Source organism: uncultured Campylobacter sp., assembly GCF_938045465.1.
In the GTDB taxonomy this organism is placed as follows: domain Bacteria; phylum Campylobacterota; class Campylobacteria; order Campylobacterales; family Campylobacteraceae; genus Campylobacter_B.
The window spans coordinates 17,901-38,313 of record NZ_CALIBF010000122.1 but is presented as its reverse complement, the minus strand read 5'-3'; the positions used below and the strand labels follow the sequence as shown (position 1 = coordinate 38,313).

Here is a 20,413-nt window from a genome sequence, read left to right as displayed (position 1 = left end):
AGTAGGCTATTTATCGCGTAAAATTCTAACGCCGCCTTTCGCGTCGTTTGTTTTGTTGCCATCCGCGGCGGATGCCTTTGCATTCACGGTTTGCTCATCCGCGTCCGAGTAAAAAGGCGGTGCTTTGTATCCGCAGCCGCTAAGCAAAACTAAGATAAAAAATGCTAAAATCCGCTTATGGAAAATGCAAGAGAAATAATAGCTCATATCAGAAAAGATCCTTTATATGCCAAGATGCGAGAAAGAGGCGAGTTTTTAGCGATTTTGCCGCTTAGTTGGCAAAGGCTGATCGCTTTCATCTACGTCAAAGATGGCATTTTGATGATAGCCGCGAAGCATCCGGCGGGGCTTTGCGAACTAAAACGCGATAGTAATATAAATTTAATAAAAGACGTATTAAAGCGCTTCGTAGCCGCTAGAGAGACGGCGGAGCTTTGCGGCGTGCGCGATATAAAATTTTTCGTCGCAGATAGAGTAATGAGCAGAAGAAGGGCGCAAATTTATAAAGCTCATTTGCGCCGGGATGGCGAAGCTTTATCTTTGGAGCACGCAAAGGGGGAGTTTAAAAACAAAATCCAAGATCCGCAAATTTATAAAATTTTTGAAGAGATAAGAGGGCTGATCCTTGCTAATAGAGGAGATTAAGAGCCTGCCTGCCGCACCCGGCGTGTATCAGTACTTCGACGCCGCGGGCAAGCTTCTATACGTCGGCAAGGCTAAAATTTTAAAAAATCGCGTCAAAAGCTACTTCTCTTTCACGCCCGCTCTCGCGCCGAGCCCGCGCTTAAGCGCGCGCATCGCCAAGATGATAAGCGAGGCGGTGCATTTAGAATACATCGTAACGCCCAGCGAGAGCGACGCGCTGATACTGGAAAATTCCTTCATCAAGCAGCTCAAGCCCAAATACAACATCCTACTGCGCGACGATAAGACCTATCCATATATCTACGTAAATTTAGACGACGACTTTCCGCGCTTTGAGATCACGCGAAAGATCGTAAAGGGCAGAAACATCAGATACTTCGGTCCCTATTTTCACGGCGCGAAGGAAATTTTACAGACGCTTTACATGCAGTTTCCGCTCGTGCAGAAGAAAAATTGCGTCAAAGGCAAAAAGGCTTGCTTATTCCATCAAATCGGGCGCTGCGTCGCTCCGTGCGAGGATAAAATTTCAAAGCAAGATTACGCTCGTATCGTGCAGAGTGCGCTTGCGGCTCTGAAAAATCCGCAAAAAATGGTGCCGCAGCTTCAGGATCGGATGGCGCGGCTCGCGCAGAGCGAAAATTTCGAAGAAGCCGCGCAGATCCGTGATAAGATTGAAATTTTAAAGCAGATGAACGTAAAGGTCGAGGTCGATCTGGCAAAGCTCGATGATTTCGAGGTCTTTGCGATTGCTGCACGCGACGGGCTCGTCTGCGCCGTGCATTTTAGCATACGCGAGGGTAAAATTTCGGCTTCAAGCTCGCATATAATCAACTGCAAAGCCCCAAGCGCCGATGATATCGCAAACGCCTACAAACAGATGATCTTAAGCGCCTTTCCGGCCGCGGCTCCCGTGGCGTGCGCTAAAATTTACGTCTACGACGAGTTTGACGATGCGGATCTGGTACGTGAAATTTTATCCAAGCGGCACGAAAGAGCCTTTAAAATTTACGCGCCGAAAATCGGCGAGAAGCGTAAAATTTGCGAGATCGCATATCAAAACTGTGAGATCAATATCAAAAAGCATCTAAAAACCCACGATTACGCATTTTTGCAGGAGCTGAAGGATTATTTTAATCTTACGAATTTGCCCGTAAATATCGAAGTTTTCGACAATTCGCATATGTTCGGCGCCGCGGCCGTGGGGGCTATGATAAGCTTTCAAGACGGCGAGTTTAACAAGCAAAACTACCGCCACAAGCACCTTAGCTCAAACAACGACTACGATCAGATGCGCGAGTATCTAACTAGCCGTGCGCTTAAATTTGACGAGCTCGCAGCGCCCGATCTGTGGCTTATCGACGGCGGAACGGCTCTGCTAAACTTGGCGGAGGAAATAATCTGCAGCGTCGGAGCAAACGTCGATATAATCGCTATCTCTAAGGAAAAGATCGACGCTAAAGCTCACCGCGCAAAGGGAGCTGCGAAAGATAAAATTTGCACGAAAAGCGGAATTTTTTCGCTGCCTACGGATGATAAGAAACTTCAGTTTTTTCAGTGCCTACGCGATGAGGCGCACCGCTTTGCGATCTCGTTCCACCAAAAGAGCAAACGCAAACTCGATCTGCAAAGCTCAAAACTGCTAAGCTTGGGCGTTAGCAAGGGAAGCTTGAAGAAGCTTTTGGACTTTTACGGCGATTTTGAGAGCATTTATGCGGCGAGCTTCGATGAGATCAGATCGCTTACGAATATCCAAACCGCCGAAAAAATTTTAAACAATCATTAACGAAAACCTAACGCAAAAAGCTATATTTAAAGATTTGTTTAGTAAAATCACCCATTAACTTTGCAGGACGGCTAAATCGTCTCCGCCTAGCGTGACGGAAGCGACTTCGTTTCTCCGGTTGAATAAAATTTAACGTCGCGTAAGCTGCGCTTTGAAGGATTTTGTATGAATTTAAATACTACAAGTGCTTTGAGACTTGTTAGCGGTATCCCGTTACTTTTGATTTTCGCGTTTGCATCATATTTCTTGTTTATCTCTTTGCAGGATTACGCCAGAGTGGGAATTTTGCAGCAGCAGATTGCTAAAAACAGCAATCTCGCAGCGTTAGTAGAGCAGGTAGATAAAGAGCGCGGTATCACTTCGGCGTTTTTGGGTAGCGAGGGAAACCCCGGTATGGGAACCCTTCTATCAGGTCAACGCAAAAAAACCGACGATGCGCTTGCAAAGTATAAAGAAAGCAAAAATATTAGCGAAAATGTCGTAAAAAAGACTATTTTTGATATTTTCGCTTACGGCACCGGTAATGACGAACTTTTAGCTGCTGAGACCGATATAGACGGTTTATTAGACAAACTTCCGCAGATAAGAAGGGATGTCGATGCTCAAAGCAAAAGCTTCGGTGAGCTTTTCAGCTCATATTTTCAAAAATTCGACGATGATGTAAAAAAAATCCAACGAGTGCTAAGAGAGGGTCTTGTAAGCTCAAATATCACCGTTTGGACGGTTTCATTGCTTAATACTTATGAAGCGATGGATGCCACTGCATCAGAGCGCGACTATATTATCGAATACATTATCGGTAGCAAGGCGATGAATCAGGCGCAGCTAAGGACTTGGGCTAGCTTCAACCTATCTAGTTCGCTTCCTAATTATTACTTCTTGCCGGAATCTGATGCTAGAGCCGCGATTTTAAAAATTCTAGACGGAGAGGAATTTCAAAATGCATTAAGAGAGACTGCTAAAATTTCAGCCACATTGCAGCAAGAAGCGGATGAGGGACACTATAGCGTACCTTTTCAAGAGTGGTTTGCTTCTACTACACTTAAATATAAAAAACTAAGCGAAATTTCTGAAAAGATCAATGCTGAGCTTGCAGCGCATGCCGATACTTACTTAGCGCAAAGGCTAAGAAACCTATTTATCGCTCTTGGCATATGGGTTTTAGCGGCTATTTTGGTCGTTTTTGCCTTGGGTATTACAAGACGTTTAAGACAGAACGTTACCGACCTCGGCAACGTGCTTAGCCGAATCGGCGATTTGACGAATCAGCACGAGCATATCGACGTTAGGACTAGTGAGGGTGTTAACAAGGCATATTCGCTTATCGAGGACGCGCTCGATCTGATTGCGTATCAAAAGGGCGCTGCGGAGGATGCCAACAAGGCAAAATCGATCTTTTTAGCCAATATGTCTCACGAGATCAGGACGCCGCTTAACGGCATCATCGGCTTTACGGAGCTTCTTAAAAATACCGATTTGGATGAGGAGAAGCGCGATTACGTTGATACCATCGAAAAATCGTCCGAAAACCTTCTAACGATCATTAATAACATTTTGGATGTCTCTAAGATCGAAAGCAATAAGGTCGAGCTTGAGGATATCTTATTTAATCCTATCCAAGATTTCGAAAGCGCGGTTGAAATTTACGTTGCCAAGGCTGCCGAAAAGAATATCGACATCCTGCTCTACATCGATCCTACGCTCGTACACCACCTATACGGAGACATCACGAAGATCAAAGAGGTTCTTATCAACCTCATGTCAAATGCTGTCAAATTTACGCCTGAGCATGGCACTATCGTAGTTGAAATTTTAAGGGAGCCTAGCAAAGCTCCGGGAGAGGCGATCGTAACGTTTAGCGTAGAAGATACCGGCATTGGAATTTCTGAAGATAAGCTCGCAAATGTATTTAACGCCTTCTCTCAAGCTGACTCTACAATCACGCGCAAATATGGTGGAACGGGTCTTGGACTTACGATTTCGTCTAAATACGTAGCTATGATGGGCGGCAAGCTTCAGGTCAAATCTACCGTAGGAAAGGGTACTAGATTTTACTTCACCCTTGCTTTTAAAGAGACTCAAAAGACTGATGCAGACGCAGTATTTGAAAGCATCAAAGGATTAAATTTCGCGCTTTTAGCTGATAGCGCCGATACGATGTATAATGATATCGTTAAAAATTATATCAGCAAGCTAGGCGGTAAAATTTCGATATTTAATACGAACGCGCAGTTCCGCTCAGCGCAAAATAATAACAAATATGACGCTCTTATCACTAGATTTAAGAATTACGGCGAGGTTAGCGATATATTGAGTATGCCTACGATCTTAACTCTTAAGCCAAAAGAGCTTCAAAGTATTAGTATTTCAAATTCCAAAATTTTTACCCTCACAGAGCCTTTTAATTTAACTAAATTCGTTAAGACGCTAGATAAAATTTCAAAATCTGGAATTGCTTTAAGCAGATCGGATTTTGCTCCACAGACGCATGAGATTAAGCTGGATGCCGAGGTGGAAAAGCCTATCGCCCCTGATGAAATGATTATGGAAGAGCCGGTAGTAAAAGAAAGACCTATCATCAACAAGCTCGATGAATTACGACATGCTACTACTTCGTCGGCAGACGAGCTACGCGCTATCTTGCAAAGCAGAAGGCGTACGCATGATGCCGAGGCTCATTCTGCGCATAAAGAGGAGGCTGTTAGTAAGTCTAGTATCGCTCAAGAGCTCAAAAAAGAAGCCCCTAAGGTGGAAGAGCCGGTCATTAAGCCTATAGATATCGAGCCTATGAACGATATTAAGATTGAAAAGACAGAGCCTGAATCGCCAAAGATCGATATTGATATTCCTGAAATAGTAATCCCGCGCGCAGAAAAGCCAAAGGTAGAGCCTTCAAGCACAAAGGATGTCCAGACCGATATCGATGAGCCTATATCTTTGGAAATTCCTGATGATTTTGTGGGGCTCAAAACACATGCGGCGCAGACCCAGGCTCCTAAAGCCGAAACTCCTAGCATCGATCTTTCTGATATCGAAATAGAGCTTCCTAAGATTAAGAAAGAGGAAGAAGAAGTAAAGGCTGAGCCTGCAAAAGTAGAAATTCCAAAGGCTAAGATTGAGACGCCTAAGGCTGAGATTGAAATTCCTGATATAGATATCGATCTTTCGGATATCAAACCGAGCGCCAAGGTACAAGAGCCTGCCAAAAAGGTTGAAATTCCAAGCGTAGAAGAAGAAATTCCGGTAGCCGTTAAAACCGAGCCTGAAATTCCTATCGCTAAAGCTTCGAAGCCTGATACTTCAAGTGTTTCTGCTCATGAAGATGAAATTTCAAGTGTTAAACTTTCAGAACCTGAAATTCCAACTAAAAAGATAATTGAGCCAGAACCTATCGCTGTTGAGCCAGAGCCGATAACAATTGAGCCTGAACTAAAACCTATAGAGCCAAAACTTGAAGAGGTTAAACAGGGACCGTCAAATATCGAGTCTGAACCGGTAACGCCAGTAGTAGAACCAGCGGCTCAAAATATTCCTGCCGAAGAGCCGAGTATTGAGCCGGAGCCTGTAGATATTCCGAAGGTGGAGCCTGCTACTCAAAACGACCATGTCGAAGAGCCCGAGATCGAGCCTGTTAGCGTAAAAGTCGAACCGGTAGTTATCCCGCAGCCTGAGGAAGAGGAGATGGTCGAGGTGCCCGTCACCGTATACGAAGACGAGCAGCAGGAAGAAACTATTATGGTCGAAGAGGATGTCGAAGTCGAAGAAGAGGTTGAAGTGCCGGTAGAGCGAAATCCTGCCGATGAAAATGTACCTTTGGTCAATAGAAAATATAACGCCAAAATCCTTATTGCGGAGGATAATGAGATCAATCAAAAGCTTATGAAGCATACGTTAAATAGCTTTAATATGAATTTGACGATAGTCGAAAACGGACTTTTGGCGCTGGAAGCCAGAAAAGCCAATAACGACTATGATCTCATATTTATGGATATTTCGATGCCTGTTATGGACGGTATCGAATCTACAAAGCAGATCAAGCAATACGAGCACGAGAATAATCTCCGCCACATCCCGATCGTGGCTGTTACTGCCAATGCGCTAAAGGGCGATAGAGAGAAATTTATGGCAGCAGGACTTGACGAATACTGCACTAAGCCGATCAAAAAGGATATCTTAGCTCAAATGTTAGATAATTTTATCGGCGATAAACGATCTGATGCAGCGCCCGCCGGTGGAACTACAAAGAAGCTGGTTAAAAAGCTTGTCAAACGCCAGGTGCCTAAGACGGTCATTAAAACTGTCAAAGTGCCAAAGACAATAATGAAGCTAGTTCCTAAAAAAAGCATAGTTTCCGATGACGTAGTGAAAGCTAAGGGTGCGCGCGTGCCGACAAAAGATATACTTATATGTAAGGCAAACATTATGGAAAGTAAAATTTTTGCCAGCATATTAAAACACCAGTATAAAGACGTAGAAATTGCGGGCAATTTCGACCAGCTTATTTCTATGGCGGCTACGGGTAGTTATAAGCTTGTTTTGATTGATAAAAAGCTAGCAGGGCTAGACTTAGCGGCGTTAGAGAGCTTGCGCCGAAAAGCGTCTGCGACCAAGCTAGTTCTGTTTTCTAACGACAACGATGAAAATCCACTATTTAGCGAAGTCGCTAGTTACAATATCACCAAGTCGGGTCTTGAGAAACTCGCACAAAAATATATATAAGGATGAGGTCTTAAATGAGAGATTTGAAAGTTTTAACGGTTGATGACGACGCTATAAATTTAAAGCTACTTGAAGTTATGCTAAAAAAATACGGCAAATTCCAAACCATACTCCAAGCCAAAAACGGCTTGGACGCCCTTGCCGTACTCGAAGTTCAGCCCGTTGATTTGATTTTATTAGATATCGTAATGCCTGTGATGAATGGGCTGGAATTTTTAGATAATCTTCATGCTAGAGAAAGTATAGCTCATATCCCCGTCATCGTCCTTACGACGGACGAGACCGCTAAACGAGAGGCTTTAAATAAAGGTGCTTATGACTTTATGACAAAGCCCATCAATGACAAAGATCTTCACAAAAAACTAGACGACGTTATGAATATTATCGGCGATTAAATTGCCGATTTTTGTCCTCGTAGCTCAGTAGGATAGAGCGCAAAATTCCTAATTTTGAGGCCACAGGTTCGAATCCTGTCGGGGACACCATCTATCAAATTTTCCCCCTATTTTTAGTTTTTTGATTTTTTTGAAAGCCCTGTTTTACGGGTTTTTCAAAACGGCTTTTTCAAATTTTTTCAAAAAAATTTCAAATACTAAAAACGCTAGATTATACAGGTAGTTTAAGAGAAACTACTATATATTAAAAAATGTATAGTAGCTCTTAAGCTTGTTAAACTCTTTGGAAACTTTTATAATTTGTCCTATGAAACTATATGAAATTTTAAAGGACAAGCAGTTATGAAGGTTTTTTCTAAGATTAAAGACGATCCGGCTTTTAAAACAGACCCCGATAAAGTTATCAGAAATTTCTCCCTGCCTCATCGCAAAAACACTATGGTAGAAATGATAGATGAGCATATAGCAGTTAGATTTTACCGCTCATTTACTAAAAAGGGAGAGCAAACAATCCATAGGCACTATCACTATTGCATAGGCGGCAAGCTGATTAAGTCTTTAGGTAATGCAGATGAGATAAGCTTAAGTGAAGCCAAAGAAACTCTTAAAGGTTTAATGATAGATAATTCTGCTAAGCTGACTCCTGCTAAAAATACTCTGGCAAGCGTTTATAGACAGTTTCGCAGACATAACGGCAATGTTGCATTAGCAACCTCTAAAAGACGAGATATGAGCTTTAAAGCTTTAAAGGATATTTGCGACAAAGATATAAACAAGATAAGCAAAAAGGATATTATGCCGATACTGGATTATTATTACGATAATGAGAAGTATGCCTCCTTAGAAATTTTATTCAAACTTATTAAAAGACTATTCAGATATGCTCGCATAAGAGATATTTCCAAAAATCCATTATTTGCAGAAGAGGTGTTTAAGGACTTTTATAATATACCTCGCCATAGCGAATACCCATATATAAAAGATGACTTGGATTTAACCGTACTTATTAAATTTATCATGAACTATCCTCATCAAATAGGTGTTAAGAACGCTTTGATCTTTGGACTGCTTACGGGGCTAAGAAGCTCAAATGTAAGAAATTTAACCCATGAGCATTTAAAAATAGGTGATGATGGAGAATACTACTTACTATTTCCACAAGATGAGAATAAGGTAAAAAGCAATGGAGATGAACATCTGGGACTTCCTAGAGAAGTAGGGCAATGGCTGCAAAGGTTACACGCTCATAATAGTAGCTGCCCGTTATGCTTTGCCAATACGCAAGGAGAGGTACTAAGCGATATGACTCTAGTTAAAGCGCTTAAAACCTATGCCCCCGTAATAGCTAAGAATAGACTAGTTTTTCACTCTTTTAGAAAGATACTAGAAACCTTTGCATATGAAAAAATACATGAGAATAAGCTGGATCCTTATAGCATTGAACGTACCCTTTTTCATGCACAAAGAGAGATACAAAAGATTTATAACAAAGCTACGAATATTGAGAATACGCGTAGGGTTCTAACATGGTGGCTAGGTTATTTAAAGGGGTTGGGGTTTAAATTTTAGAAGGTAAAGGCGAGCTAAAGGAATGGCTTCTTGTGAAGTTTTATACAGTTTAATTGCAGAGTTTTATTCTAAACCTATTGAGAAGCTTGCGCGCTCCACGAACGCGATAATCCATAAATGCTATAATGCCACAAGGAGCTTAAATTTTATTCTTAAGTATAGAATTGAGCCTTAAGATCACATTTCTACTATGGATAGCGCCTTTAAGTCTATATGCCATGTGTTTTAAAAATTTCCGGATAAGCGGAAAGACGGTGAGATAGGGAGTTGAACGACACCTATCCGCAGTTTGTCATTCTATAGCTTACCGTAATTAACGTGTAAGCTATCTTTATTTTCTTCAAAAAAGCGCTGGCTTTTCCTTTCTGCATATTACTTCTTTACTACTCCTTTCCTAAGCGTTCGCCCTCATTTTAGTGCATTGCCTCCTTTTTAGCGCTCGCCTTCTTTCTTTTGATACTGAAGGCGAGTGCTTGCGAGGATAGGGCCGCGATAGCTTATATAAATTCTGAAGCATTTCTATTCTTTTTAGTTTTACGCTTTTTACTAGGAATTTCTTGCATATTGCATATATGGCTTTCATATCTTTTATGCTCGGTTTGTAGGTTGTGCTTCATTGCTCCCCAACTCTAATAGGAGGCCTACTTTAATTGCCTTCATAACTTCATAGATTCCAGGTTGCTTCATTGCCTTTAGACCCAGGTTTAATTAAAATACCCCCGTCTTTTAAAACAGCTCACACCATTTTTTTGTTTTCTAGCTATATTATTTTCATAAGGTATTTTTTAAAATATCCTTATAATGTTTTTACTAAGGAGAAAGAATGTTTTATATATTAAAAAGCTTCTTGGCTTTTTGAAGTAACCTTTAAAGTTTATATATTACGGTTTTTCGATGGGTTACGTTATCGGTAATGTTTTATTGATAAGCTTAAACACTTATCAAGCATTCTTAATCTTTAGTTCCCCGCTGGCGGTTTGGGGTAATAAGAAAAATCGCAGAGGTGCGTTATAGCTTCGCACATTAATCTAAAAAGCTTCTGTTTTAACTAAATTCTAAAGATGTAACGTCTTTTTGCCCCTAGAGTTTTTTCCCTAGATAGCCTTCTTCTTCGTTTTATTTATTGCCTAAGTGCATTAAATTTGATCAAGGGGGCTATCTGAAAAGCCGCGTGGAGGTAGCGCCTCCGTTAAAGGTTACGGGGCTTGCCTCGCTCGTCGCTAGCGGAGCATTTGCTCGTCTGCTACCGCCGTTGCGATTATTCCTTGTAGGGATATTATATTGCATAGGCGGAATTTTATATATCTAGTGGATAGAATAAATTTTTTATTTCTTTTAGGAGTATTTTTTGCCTAGTACTATATTATAAATAGTATTGATCTTAATATATTTTTATCGCTTGTGGGGGATATTATTTGCCAAAGCAGCTCTTTTATCATAGATAGAGCAACCTCTTAGCCTATCCCTTTTAAGGATATTTTATGTGTAGCCTTGCTTTTGATATTTTGGGCTTTACTCTAATAGAATGCTTGAGTATCGCAAAGATATTGAATCTATTTAGGTATAGAAGAGAGATTGAAGTATTGAGGGTGGCAACCCCTCATTTTTTAATCGCTCTCCCATATTTTAAAAGTCTTTGGCTATCTTAATACTATACAAGAAAATAGCATAGCTTCCTCTATACTTTTAAAGAAGCCTCTAAGTCTTTAGACTTTTTATATGTAAATGAAAGTAAAAGAAGAGATTAATAAATTTGAGCTAAGAAGCTTTTAAGATCTTTCTAATATAATCCCCTTGTTCATAAGGACAAAGAAGGCTTTAAGCTTTATCTGTTTTTTTATTTGTTCTCTGCCTTAAAGAATAAACATCTTACAGATAGGTGCTTAAGGCATTTAGTGAAAATGTATTAATCGGCCTCCTTAAGATTTTAAACCTTGAGCTGATACAAGGCTTAAGCTAAATTTCTTAAGGTTTGAAACTTCTTAACTCATTTTTGCTTATTATTTAAAGTTTCCTTAAAAGACGATAAATATTTTTATATAGTTTTTTTAAAAGACTATATACTAATATTCTGTAATCGAGTGTTCGGGGGAATTCTGAGGGTTGTAAAAATTCAACGCAGGACACCACTTTTATTACTAATTAAATCGGCAAATTCTATGATTTATTTTTTATATCTAAAAAGCCCAAAATAAGTAAGGATATAAAATGAAATTTTTTCTCATCATACTTAGTATATTTCTTTGTATTTATATTGTTCTTTTGGCGCTAAGTTTTTTGCCTTGTGATATTAACGATATGTTGAGGCGAGACTACAATCGTATGGAGCAAAAATGCAGACTAAAATTGATACGACGGGCTAATAATGGCAACAGCGGGGCATATAGGCGACTTTTCTATTTTTATGAGCGATATTTTTTAGATAGATATTGTGTAGATAAAAAGGCGCAGCAAGAATTAGACAAAGAAGAGCTAAATTTTATTAAAAGATTTCATTCTGGAAATTTAGATCTATGCACAAATAACGACTTTATAGTTGGTTTATTAAAAAAGTGCGTTTTGAGGGAGTGAAATTTCACATTATGTACCGAGCGGATCGGAAAGGAAAAAAAGATTAACATGGATGAAGTCATGCATCTATATGACGTAGATAGGAAGCCAAAAGAATAAGAGATTTCATGAAAAATAAGATTTACTTTATTGCCGCCGTTATAATATTATTTGCGTGGATATTTTATCTATATAAAGAGCAAAGCGCCTCTTGCGATATAAAAGATCTTTTTATGAGCGATACCGAAATAACAAAAGAGTGCAGAATTGCTATAATAAGGCAATTTGAAAAGAATGGTAACCCGCGCGCATATAAGCGATTGAGTTTGGTTTATGGAAAAATTTTAAGCGAAAGACCGACAGAAGAGGTTTTAGATGAGCTAGATCAAGAAGAGATAGAATTTTTGAAAAAATTGTATCCTGATTCAGAAATTCTATCTAAAGAGCTATCAAACAGAAAATAATAGATTTTTATAAACGCAAATTTACCATAAAGATGGCTAAATGTTTAATAGAGAATGAAAAAAGGACGGTGATTGATGGACTTAGAGCTTTTATACCAAAATTCAACGAATTCTGATAAATTCAGCATCAATTCATTTGTCGGAAATTTATCTATCAAAAAACTTGGTCGGATTGCGACTATTGGGAGTTGGATAAAACTTTAATGCAGATTTTGAGCTTTTATCATAACAAAACGCTTCCAAGAGAAATTTTCGTCGCAATACTAGGGGTATTTAATGATGTTATCGGCGTGGAGGACAAATCGGAAATTTATGTAAGCAATATATTGTGTGCGAAAAACAGCGACGGCGTAGTGCCTAGCATATATGATAGATTTGAAAGATTAAACGTTCTGTGCAACAGCATCGTATTCGAACAAAAGCTTGACAATAGCGGTTTTTGGTATGTTCCAAAGGATTAATGCAATGAATCTTGTAAATTTTTATAGAAATACCGCATTTGATGATAGATATGATGCAAATTCCTTTATAGGTATGATTTTGGATAATAATCTATGGTCCGATGATGAATATTGGAAATTGGAAGCCGATTTAAAAAAGATTTTGCGGCATTATAAAAACAAAGAGTTGGACCCGGAAATAATGCAAGGCATTATTTCTATCTCTAATGATATATTTCTAAACGGAAGTTGGCGCGACGTAGATATAGACGCAAAAAGCGAATGTTTTAAAACGTATGAATATCAAGAAGATACAAAGCCAAATATTTTCGATAGATTTCGCCGTATAAAAAGCTTATTATTGGCGGTTGCATCAGGGGATGAAAATTTTTATAAAATCAAATTTTTCTATGAAAATTGTACGCTGGAGTCTTATGCTAAAAATAGCAAAGACGGTGCGGTAGTTAAAATTCCATTAAAAGGAAATGCGGTTTTAAATGAATAAAAAGACGATTTTAACTATTTTATCGGGAATAGTTGAAGATGGCGATTATATCTCTTTATGGGAAATCGTTTGGGAATTAAATTCTATTAACATTGCCAATTCGCTTAAAGTAGCGAAAAAAATTTTATTGTCCTTATACGAGCAAGGTTATATAAGATTGTTTAGTTCAAATTGGGGTTATGATACAGAAACAAAAGAGATATGTGATAAATCTGAAATTTTAAATATTTTAAGGGATGATAAAAATTATGAGCCGGTCGGCGTAAATAGCAAATATTTTTGCGTAACAGAAACAGAGCAGGGAAAAATTTATTATGCAAAACAATACTAAAATGCGAAAAACAGTAGTTTGGACGGTATACAATGAGAATAAAAGCGCTTGATTTAAATTTAAGTCCATACGTATATTTCTTTAGCGAAGCGGAAGATTTTAGGTTTAAGATTTTTAAAGATTTTCAAGCTGCAAGCGAGAAAAGATCGCTGGATTTTTATGAGCTTGAGGCGTTTAGCCTAATGAAAAGTACCGAAGTCTATGAGACCGACTCTATCGTCAGCACATTAATTCATAATTTTAGTTTATGCGATGAGGATGTAAGAGATATTTTAATAATGCTATTTGGGCAGTTTTATCTAAATAATTTCATAGATACCGACATAAAATATAAAACTAGCGCTAATATAAATTTAAATATAAGAAAATTTGAAGAATGGAAAATTTTAAGAGAAAATTTCTTTTATAATTTAGATAAATTTATAGCTCGCCCATACGAATATCTAAAAAATCATACTCACGCAGACAGCGCCTTTTGGGAAGAGCCGAATCGGTGGTGCCATCATAATATGTATATGTTTATCACTGAATGTGACAAAAAATATTATGATGAAATTTTAATTCCTAGCCTTCGCAACAAATACGAACACATAGAGGTTGATACCGACGAAGAAGGAAATGTAACGAAGTGGTACGGGACATGAAATTTAGGAGAATAAAATGGCGAGAGGAAGAAAAGCACTTTTGCAATCACTTTTTGCTTTAGCGTCAATTGAATTTCAAACAAAGTATATTGATAATGCCGATGCAGATGCCGATGTATATACATCGCCGGAAGAATTGCTAGAGGATCTAAGCAGTGCCTGCATAGAGGCGCAATCATTTAAGGAAGAATTTACGCAAGATGAATTAGAACGATGTGAAGCAATGAGAGATAAGATAAAAAGTCTTCCCAATGAAGATATATATAAAACGCCTCTTTGGGAAAAACTACGTAAAGAAGCGAAAGATTTTTTAAATTTTATGGGTTATAATGTAAGCGATACCGACGATAGCATTTTTAAGCAATTTTAGTTGGTCGTATCAATGCGAAATAAAAGGAAACCCAAATGCAGAAAAATAATGCACAAAAGGCTTTTATCGTCGAGCCTTTATATTGTCTTGCATCGAGAAAACATCAGATTAGATATATAAATAATTCCACTATCGATGAATATGCAACACCGGGCGAATTAGTCGAATATGTATATAATCCTCTAGAGATAGCCCAGAGACCAGAATACAAATTTCTATTTACAGAAACAGAACTAAAAGCCATAGCAGAGTATAAAGAAATGATCGATTATTTTTATAGCAAATATGACTACGATGAGATATATGATAATATGCCTGAAATTTGGAAAAAGATAATGGAGAAGTCATTAAGACTACTGAATATACTTGGTTTCACTCTTGATAATTTTTATGAGCGCGGGGATTTAAAATCCAAAACCAACGAAACCCACATCCCAATAAAAGAAAACCCAAATGCAAATTAACGGAAAAGAGATATTTAAAAAGGGCGATCTTATGTTCCATTTAACTCGAATGGCTTCTTTGGAACAATCAAGATAAATATATCGTTCATACTACGGCTAAACATTACGAAAGTCCTTCGGAAATGGCGGAACTTTTATATACCGAATGCAAAAACGCTTTATTGGAGCAATTCGAATTTTGTTTCTTACCATACGAGAGGGATGCGCTAAGAGAACTTTTGGAGCTCATAGATAGATACTTTAAAGATCAAAGCTTGCTAGAGGGAGATACTTATGACTATCTAGTATATCAGAACAAATCCTGGATAGAGGTCAGGGAGCTCGCTTTGAAGACCTTGCACATTTTCGGCTACAAACCGTATAACTTTAATTATGATTAGCCCCGTATTAGACCTGGTAGAATGAAATTTATCCTACATATCTTTACTCTGTTGCTATGTATAAGCGCCTGGGTTCTGCTTGGTTGTATACAGCGAAAATAAAACCAATGCCACGCAAGCAAATAGTTTCATTCCGGTTGCGTTTAGTTGCGCTGCATCATATCGCCGCACGCCGTAACGACGCATCTTAACGCCGCTAGGCCGTGCGCTGCTACGTCGCGACGCCATACTATCGCTGCGCCTCAAACCCCAGTGCCCGAAGCGCCTAGAGCGTCTTTCCGACGAGTTTTTCTTTAAATTCTTTATAAATTTCAGGCCCCGCGTGTTTGTATTCGCTCGTCAGCTTGTTGTGAAATTCTGCCATATCGCCGCCACTTTTGCGGTAGAGCTTGATCGCGTTTCGCCTTACGGCGCCGTCTTTTAGGTCGCTATCGTAGGCGATGCTCGCGTATCGCGTCCGCGCGCCGTCCTTGATCTCGCGGTAGGCCTCGCAGCCCTTGGCTCTGCCGAGCTTTGCGACGCACGCGGCATAGAGGGCTTGCAGGCTCACGCACTGCGGGATCAGCGCCTCCGCTGCGGCAAGGTCCGCTTTGACGATTTTAGAATTTGCAGCCTTCGGCTCCTGCTTCGCGGTTTTTACCCCTTGCTTTTGAACCTTTGGCTCCTGCTTTGCAGTTTTCGGTTCCGCTTTTTGGGCTTTTTTCTCCGCCGCACCGCTTGTTTTGCCTTGCTTTGCGCCCGCTCCTGCGGCATGCGAGGCTAGGCCGATCTTTTCAAATTTCGGATTTTTGCGGTAGTTTAGATTATTAAAGAATTCTATCACGTCGTCGTAAAATTTATCGTTGCTGACGATACCGATCTTGCCCTCCTGCCCGCAGAGCTTGCCCATCAAAAACACGATGATCTTATCGGCGAAGTCCTTTCTTTGCTTGCCGATCGTAAAAACCTCGCCTATGCTAACGCCCATCTTCGATAGACGCGCAAGGGTCAAGGTGCCGATCTTTTTGGCGGTGTTGGAGACGATATTTAGCTCGTCGCCCTCTTTTAAATTTACGACGTCGAAGATATTATCTACGTCGATATTTTCGTCGTCAATGATAAAACGAGTCAAAGTTTTTCCTTTAAATTAAATTTCAATGCCCGCGCTCGCGCAAATTTCATCTCTAAAGCGCGCGAAAGGCCTCATCGCGGGCTGATTTTGCGGATGCTCGCCGATCGGCTTTTGCATCCATGCCATATCGTACCAGCGGCCGAATTTATAGGCGCAGCGCTCGAATTTGCCGACGAAGCGAAAGCCCATGCGCTCGTGAAAGCGCACGCTTGCGTCGTTTAGATATTCGTCATCACCGCAAGCGATGCAAGCGTTCATATTTGCGATGTTTTGAGCCCTGAGCGTGCGCTCTAGCGCTTCGTAGAGCAGCCTGCCTATACCCAAAAAGCGCGCACGTTTTGCGATACATAAACAGAGCTCTCCGCCGACCAATCGTATGCCGCGCGCTCTTTGAAAACCGAAGCATAGGCATAGCCGAGGATTTGTTCGTGTTTTAAATTTACGCCGCTTTGTTTTGCCGAGGCGATTAAATTTGCGCTATTTTGTTTCGCCGCAGCGCTTGCGCGATTTCGCGCCTCGTCTACGGGCAAAATTTCACTTCCTGCGCCCGCTGCGATCGCAGAAATTTTAAAATTTTCATTCCGTTCGTCGTCCGCGCATGCCGCCTCGTCGCTTACGTAGGCGAGCAGATAAGAGTATCTTTGCAGCGTCTGCTCTATGCGCTTCGCAAATTCCGCGGCGCTGGGCACGTCATATTCGAAGCTGATCGCCGTTTGTTTTACGTAAGGCGCGTAAATTTTAAAATTTAACCCGCGCCGTTTATTCGCTAAAAAGTCGCCAAAACTCGGGCGCAAATTTCGTCGGCGCAAATTCTATGATCTCGTATTTTGCAACGCCGTTTTGAAAGAATGGATCTTGTGCGATGATCTCATCAAGTTCCGCGCGGTCTTTGGCGTTGATTAAGATGATGCCGCCGGTGCGAGGGACTTTGCGTCCCGAGCAGATAAATTTATCCGCCGCGAAGAATTTATCTAAAAACGTGTTGTGCTCGTTGATAAAGCGGTCCGCTTCGCTTGCGTCCTTGACGTAGGTGAGGTTTGCAATAAACATTTTGATCCTTTGTGAGATTTGAAGCGCGATTTTAGCATAAAATTCCAACGGATAAAATTCCCGCTGGAATTTTCAAGCGTTACGTTATAAAAAATATCGGCGAAATTCCGATTATCGCGCACGCAACTGCTGCATATCGAAGCTTGATCGCAGCAAGCGCGCAGATGTTTGCAAGCGCGAAAAGAAGCGGCGGAATTTGCGCTTGAAAGCTCGGCAAAGTAAAATTTAAAAACGCAAGCAGCGGCGTATCGAGCGCGCCGCCAAGACCTAATAGATGCAAAAATATACTTAGCGGATAAAAGATCACGAATGCGTATCCTAGCGGCATGACGCTAAGCTGCTGCAGCGAGGCGGTCGGGAAGAAATAATAGACCGCTACGTTCATACTGAGCCAAACGTAGAGGTTAAAAAGTATGACGTTCTGCCAGAGCTTAAATTTAGGCGCGAAGTGGTGCAGGTAGAGGAAGATATACAGTACGCCGAGGCAGGAGAAATAAAATCCGATCGAAAAGGCTAAGTGCGGGAAAAACGCAAGCAGAAGCGCGATCGTTAGGAAGAGGTTCGTAAATTTAAGTACGTAGAAATTTCGCATCGCGAGGTAAAACCCCACGCAGCACATCGCAAGCGAGCGCAGAAAGCTCGGCGTAAAATCAAGCACGAAGAGATATCCGCTCATCAGCACGATCACAAAGACGCTAAGATCGCGCCTCGCGCTGCGGTACGGAAAGTAGCGATCCTGAAAATAGCGGTAGATCGGCATTGCAAGCAGAAAGACCGTACTAAAGATAATGCCCAGATGAAAGCCGCTGATCGAGATGATGTGCGCTATGCCCCAGTTCGTCACGCTAGCGCGCAGCGGTTTTGAAATTTCGGTCGCAAAATACAGCGCGGAGTAAAGATCCGCCGTTATCTCATCTTCGTGTTGGGCGCGAACGAAGCTTATCGCGCGCCATTTTGCCCCGGAGGGCGCGGTCTCGGCTGAAATTTTAAAATTTGGCGCGTAAAAGCGCTGCTTTAAAAAATCTAAAAATTTTACGTTTTTGGTTACGATGCCGATATTTACGCGCGCGAAGCGGTGAAATTCCCGCCCGAGCCCAGCGGTCGTGTAGAGGGTGAAATCCGCCGTTTTGAGCTTTAATACCGTGTAGGTGCGGCCGCGCTCGTTGGTTTTGGCGTAGGCGTTTAAAATTTGCGCGTCGTAAAAGGCATAGTTTTTCGCGCGGAATTCTTTGAATTCATAAAATTTTAGACCTAAATTTAGCGATAAAATTCCAAGCAAAATGAGCAGAAAGTATAAAATTTCACGTTTGCGGTAAAAGAGTTGAAGCTTCACGGACGGCATTTAAGTTCGCGCATGCGGTAGAATTTTAAAAACTTTTGTGCGGCGAAATTTTAAAATTCCAAGGCCTTATGCCGCACTGCCCAGTCAAATTTTTCGGCATTGCGGCATAAGATAAGCCCGTCTTAGCACGAATAATTCGTCGCAAACTCAAACGGCGTAGGGCGTGCCTCGTAAGGCCAAACCTGAGTTTCAAATTTAAAATGCTGATAGGTCTCGATAAAAAGCTCGCTCATTATCGGGCGCAGATACTCATTATCGCGGATCACCGCCTCTAGGCTGCCGCGAAGCGTGTGCGGAAGCTGCTCGATGCCGCGCTCGCGAATTTCATCCAGGTGCAGTTTGAATAAATTCTCATCCATCGGCCCGACCGGCTCGGTTTTGTTTTTGATGCCGTCGATTCCCGCCATCAGCATCGCCGCAAACGCCAAGTACGGGCACGCGGTGCTATCGGGGAAGCGCATCTCGGCTCGCACCGAGTGCTCGCCGCTGCCGTAAGGGATGCGGATCGAAGCGGAGCGGTTTTGGCTCGAATAAGTTAGAATGGACGGTGCCTCAAAGCCCGGGATTAGGCGTTTGTAGCTGTTGGTGCTCGGGTTCGTAAACGCCGCGACGCTGCGCGCATGCTTTAGCACGCCGCCGATATACCATCTTGCCGCGTCGCTTAAATTTGCGTAGTTGCCCTTTTTGTAAAAGGTATTTTTGCCCTTTTTCCAGATCGATTGGTGCACGTGCATTCCGCTGCCGTTATCGCCGTAGAGCGGCTTTGGCATAAAAGTCGCGGTCTTGCCGTTTAGGTGCGCGACCATCTTTACTACGTATTTGTATTTTTGCACGTTGTCGGCAGCCTCGACGAGAGTGCCGTATTTAACGCCGATCTCGCCCTGTCCTTGCGCTACTTCGTGGTGGCAGATGAAGGTCTCAAGCCCGATCTGCTCAAGTACCTTTAGCATCTCGGCGCGCAGATCGACCATCGAATCGACGGGCTGGACGGGGAAGTAGCCGCCCTTTACGCCCGGGCGGTGGCCGCTATTAAAGCCGTCTTTGTAGTTTTTGCCGCTGTTCCAATGCCCCTCTTCGGTATCTACCTTAAACATCGCGCAGTTCATATCGTCGATGATCTTTACGTCATCGAAAACGAAAAACTCATTCTCCGGCCCGAAATAGCAGGTATCTCCAAGACCCGTAGTTTGCAGAAACTGCTCGGCTTTTTTAGCGATCGAGCGCGGGCATTTTTCGTAAAGCTCGTTTTTGTAGATGTCGTAAACGTCGCAGATGACGATGATCGTAACGTCCGCGGTGAACGGATCCAAAAACGCCGTTTGCACGTCGGGCTTTAGCATCATATCGGATTTATCGATCGGCTGCCACGCCGCTACCGAGCTCGCGTCGAATGGAATTCCCTCGGCGAAGTCCTTCGGCAAGCGCTTGTAGTTGTAAGCGACGTGGTGCCAGGTGCCTTTTAGATCGGTAAATCTAAAATCCACGAACTCGACCTCGTTTTCATCGCAAAATTTAAAAAATTCCTTCACGTCATTAACAAATTTTCCCATATTTTTTCCTTTTTTCCGCCCGTATTCGGGCTAAATTTAACGGCGGATTTTAACATTATTTAGTTGAAATTCGACTTTATCTGCGCGCCGTTTTGCGCGCC

Annotated in this window: 20 protein-coding genes and 1 tRNA gene; 14 read left to right on the top strand and 7 right to left on the bottom strand. The window is 41.5% G+C overall.

Translation table 11 applies throughout. From position 1 onward, the window contains the following. Positions 1-6: 6 nt before the first annotated feature. A complete protein-coding gene (locus Q0413_RS06000; protein WP_298988079.1) occupies positions 7-207 on the bottom strand; it encodes a hypothetical protein in 201 nt (66 codons plus the stop codon). 27 nt (positions 208-234) lie between these two features. Here Q0413_RS06000 and Q0413_RS05995 point away from each other — a divergent pair, with 27 nt between their 5' ends. The 14 genes from Q0413_RS05995 (at position 235) to Q0413_RS05930 (ending at position 14,879) form a co-directional block, all read left to right on the top strand. After that, positions 235-645, top strand: a complete 411-nt coding sequence (locus Q0413_RS05995) for a hypothetical protein (protein WP_298988078.1) — start codon at positions 235-237, stop codon at positions 643-645. Next, positions 626-2,428 (top strand): excinuclease ABC subunit UvrC, encoded by a 1,803-nt coding sequence (gene uvrC, locus Q0413_RS05990; RefSeq protein WP_298988077.1) that lies wholly within the window; start codon positions 626-628, stop codon positions 2,426-2,428. Before Q0413_RS05995 ends, uvrC begins: the two co-directional genes overlap by 20 nt. Before the next feature lie 165 nt (positions 2,429-2,593). Then, positions 2,594-7,147 (top strand): ATP-binding protein, encoded by a 4,554-nt coding sequence (locus Q0413_RS05985; protein ID WP_298988076.1) that lies wholly within the window; start codon positions 2,594-2,596, stop codon positions 7,145-7,147. Positions 7,148-7,161: 14 nt separating this feature from the next. Further along, positions 7,162-7,542: a response regulator gene (locus tag Q0413_RS05980; protein ID WP_005869488.1), complete on the top strand. Its 381-nt coding sequence runs from the start codon at positions 7,162-7,164 to the stop codon at positions 7,540-7,542. A 13-nt stretch (positions 7,543-7,555) separates the two neighbouring features. Further along, positions 7,556-7,632 (top strand) — tRNA-Arg (locus Q0413_RS05975). A 252-nt stretch (positions 7,633-7,884) separates the two neighbouring features. Beyond that, positions 7,885-9,111 carry a tyrosine-type recombinase/integrase gene (locus Q0413_RS05970; protein WP_298988075.1) on the top strand — a complete coding sequence of 409 codons (1,227 nt, stop codon included), beginning with the start codon at positions 7,885-7,887 and terminating at the stop codon, positions 9,109-9,111. Between the two features lie 2,208 nt (positions 9,112-11,319). Then, the gene (locus Q0413_RS05965; RefSeq protein ID WP_298988074.1) at positions 11,320-11,682 is read left to right on the top strand and encodes a hypothetical protein; all 363 of its coding nucleotides are present in this window, start codon (positions 11,320-11,322) and stop codon (positions 11,680-11,682) included. A 107-nt stretch (positions 11,683-11,789) separates the two neighbouring features. Next, positions 11,790-12,125, top strand: coding sequence for a hypothetical protein (locus tag Q0413_RS05960; RefSeq protein ID WP_298988073.1), 336 nt, complete (start codon positions 11,790-11,792; stop codon positions 12,123-12,125). 188 nt (positions 12,126-12,313) lie between these two features. Then, the gene (locus Q0413_RS05955) at positions 12,314-12,586 is read left to right on the top strand and encodes a hypothetical protein (protein ID WP_298988072.1); all 273 of its coding nucleotides are present in this window, start codon (positions 12,314-12,316) and stop codon (positions 12,584-12,586) included. 4 nt (positions 12,587-12,590) lie between these two features. After that, on the top strand, positions 12,591-13,070 hold the full coding sequence (locus tag Q0413_RS05950) for an Imm41 family immunity protein (protein WP_298988071.1): 480 nt from the start codon (positions 12,591-12,593) through the stop codon (positions 13,068-13,070). Beyond that, on the top strand, positions 13,063-13,401 hold the full coding sequence (locus Q0413_RS05945; RefSeq protein WP_298988070.1) for a hypothetical protein: 339 nt from the start codon (positions 13,063-13,065) through the stop codon (positions 13,399-13,401). The genes Q0413_RS05950 and Q0413_RS05945 overlap by 8 nt, the downstream gene beginning before the upstream one ends. A gap of 32 nt (positions 13,402-13,433) precedes the next feature. Next, complete coding sequence (locus Q0413_RS05940) at positions 13,434-14,045, top strand: hypothetical protein (RefSeq protein ID WP_298988069.1); 612 nt, start codon at positions 13,434-13,436, stop codon at positions 14,043-14,045. Between the two features lie 16 nt (positions 14,046-14,061). Beyond that, on the top strand, positions 14,062-14,415 hold the full coding sequence (locus Q0413_RS05935; RefSeq protein ID WP_298988068.1) for a hypothetical protein: 354 nt from the start codon (positions 14,062-14,064) through the stop codon (positions 14,413-14,415). Between the two features lie 35 nt (positions 14,416-14,450). Continuing rightward, positions 14,451-14,879, top strand: a complete 429-nt coding sequence (locus Q0413_RS05930) for a hypothetical protein (RefSeq protein ID WP_298988067.1) — start codon at positions 14,451-14,453, stop codon at positions 14,877-14,879. Between the two features lie 645 nt (positions 14,880-15,524). Here the strand turns inward: Q0413_RS05930 and Q0413_RS05925 are convergent. The 6 genes from Q0413_RS05925 to glnA form a co-directional block, all read right to left on the bottom strand. Further along, positions 15,525-16,370, bottom strand: a complete 846-nt coding sequence (locus Q0413_RS05925; RefSeq protein ID WP_298988066.1) for a hypothetical protein — start codon at positions 16,368-16,370, stop codon at positions 15,525-15,527. A gap of 15 nt (positions 16,371-16,385) precedes the next feature. Further along, positions 16,386-16,694, bottom strand: coding sequence for a GNAT family N-acetyltransferase (locus Q0413_RS05920; protein ID WP_298988064.1), 309 nt, complete (start codon positions 16,692-16,694; stop codon positions 16,386-16,388). Then, complete coding sequence (locus Q0413_RS05915) at positions 16,685-17,164, bottom strand: hypothetical protein (RefSeq protein ID WP_298988062.1); 480 nt, start codon at positions 17,162-17,164, stop codon at positions 16,685-16,687. The genes Q0413_RS05920 and Q0413_RS05915 overlap by 10 nt, the downstream gene beginning before the upstream one ends. Next, the gene (locus Q0413_RS05910; RefSeq protein WP_297941828.1) at positions 17,130-17,420 is read right to left on the bottom strand and encodes a YciI family protein; all 291 of its coding nucleotides are present in this window, start codon (positions 17,418-17,420) and stop codon (positions 17,130-17,132) included. Before Q0413_RS05910 ends, Q0413_RS05915 begins: the two co-directional genes overlap by 35 nt. Before the next feature lie 79 nt (positions 17,421-17,499). Further along, positions 17,500-18,762: a ComEC/Rec2 family competence protein gene (locus Q0413_RS05905; RefSeq protein WP_298988061.1), complete on the bottom strand. Its 1,263-nt coding sequence runs from the start codon at positions 18,760-18,762 to the stop codon at positions 17,500-17,502. A 122-nt stretch (positions 18,763-18,884) separates the two neighbouring features. Then, a complete protein-coding gene (glnA, locus tag Q0413_RS05900) occupies positions 18,885-20,312 on the bottom strand; it encodes a type I glutamate--ammonia ligase (protein ID WP_297941424.1) in 1,428 nt (475 codons plus the stop codon). Between the last annotated feature and the right edge of the window lie 101 nt (positions 20,313-20,413).

Excerpts from the sequence above, each read along its gene's own strand:
- Q0413_RS06000 (WP_298988079.1), bottom strand. The coding sequence starts at position 207 with ATGAGCTATTATTTCTCTTGCATTTTCCATAAGCGGATTTTAGCATTT.
- Q0413_RS05995 (WP_298988078.1), top strand. The coding sequence starts at position 235 with ATGCGAGAAAGAGGCGAGTTTTTAGCGATTTTGCCGCTTAGTTGGCAA.
- Q0413_RS05985 (WP_298988076.1), top strand. The coding sequence starts at position 2,594 with ATGAATTTAAATACTACAAGTGCTTTGAGACTTGTTAGCGGTATCCCG.
- Q0413_RS05980 (WP_005869488.1), top strand. The coding sequence starts at position 7,162 with ATGAGAGATTTGAAAGTTTTAACGGTTGATGACGACGCTATAAATTTA.
- Q0413_RS05970 (WP_298988075.1), top strand. The coding sequence starts at position 7,885 with ATGAAGGTTTTTTCTAAGATTAAAGACGATCCGGCTTTTAAAACAGAC.
- Q0413_RS05965 (WP_298988074.1), top strand. The coding sequence starts at position 11,320 with ATGAAATTTTTTCTCATCATACTTAGTATATTTCTTTGTATTTATATT.
- Q0413_RS05960 (WP_298988073.1), top strand. The coding sequence starts at position 11,790 with ATGAAAAATAAGATTTACTTTATTGCCGCCGTTATAATATTATTTGCG.
- Q0413_RS05950 (WP_298988071.1), top strand. The coding sequence starts at position 12,591 with ATGAATCTTGTAAATTTTTATAGAAATACCGCATTTGATGATAGATAT.
- Q0413_RS05945 (WP_298988070.1), top strand. The coding sequence starts at position 13,063 with ATGAATAAAAAGACGATTTTAACTATTTTATCGGGAATAGTTGAAGAT.
- Q0413_RS05940 (WP_298988069.1), top strand. The coding sequence starts at position 13,434 with ATGAGAATAAAAGCGCTTGATTTAAATTTAAGTCCATACGTATATTTC.
- Q0413_RS05935 (WP_298988068.1), top strand. The coding sequence starts at position 14,062 with ATGGCGAGAGGAAGAAAAGCACTTTTGCAATCACTTTTTGCTTTAGCG.
- Q0413_RS05930 (WP_298988067.1), top strand. The coding sequence starts at position 14,451 with ATGCAGAAAAATAATGCACAAAAGGCTTTTATCGTCGAGCCTTTATAT.
- Q0413_RS05910 (WP_297941828.1), bottom strand. The coding sequence starts at position 17,420 with ATGTTTATTGCAAACCTCACCTACGTCAAGGACGCAAGCGAAGCGGAC.
- Q0413_RS05905 (WP_298988061.1), bottom strand. The coding sequence starts at position 18,762 with ATGCCGTCCGTGAAGCTTCAACTCTTTTACCGCAAACGTGAAATTTTA.
- glnA (WP_297941424.1), bottom strand. The coding sequence starts at position 20,312 with ATGGGAAAATTTGTTAATGACGTGAAGGAATTTTTTAAATTTTGCGAT.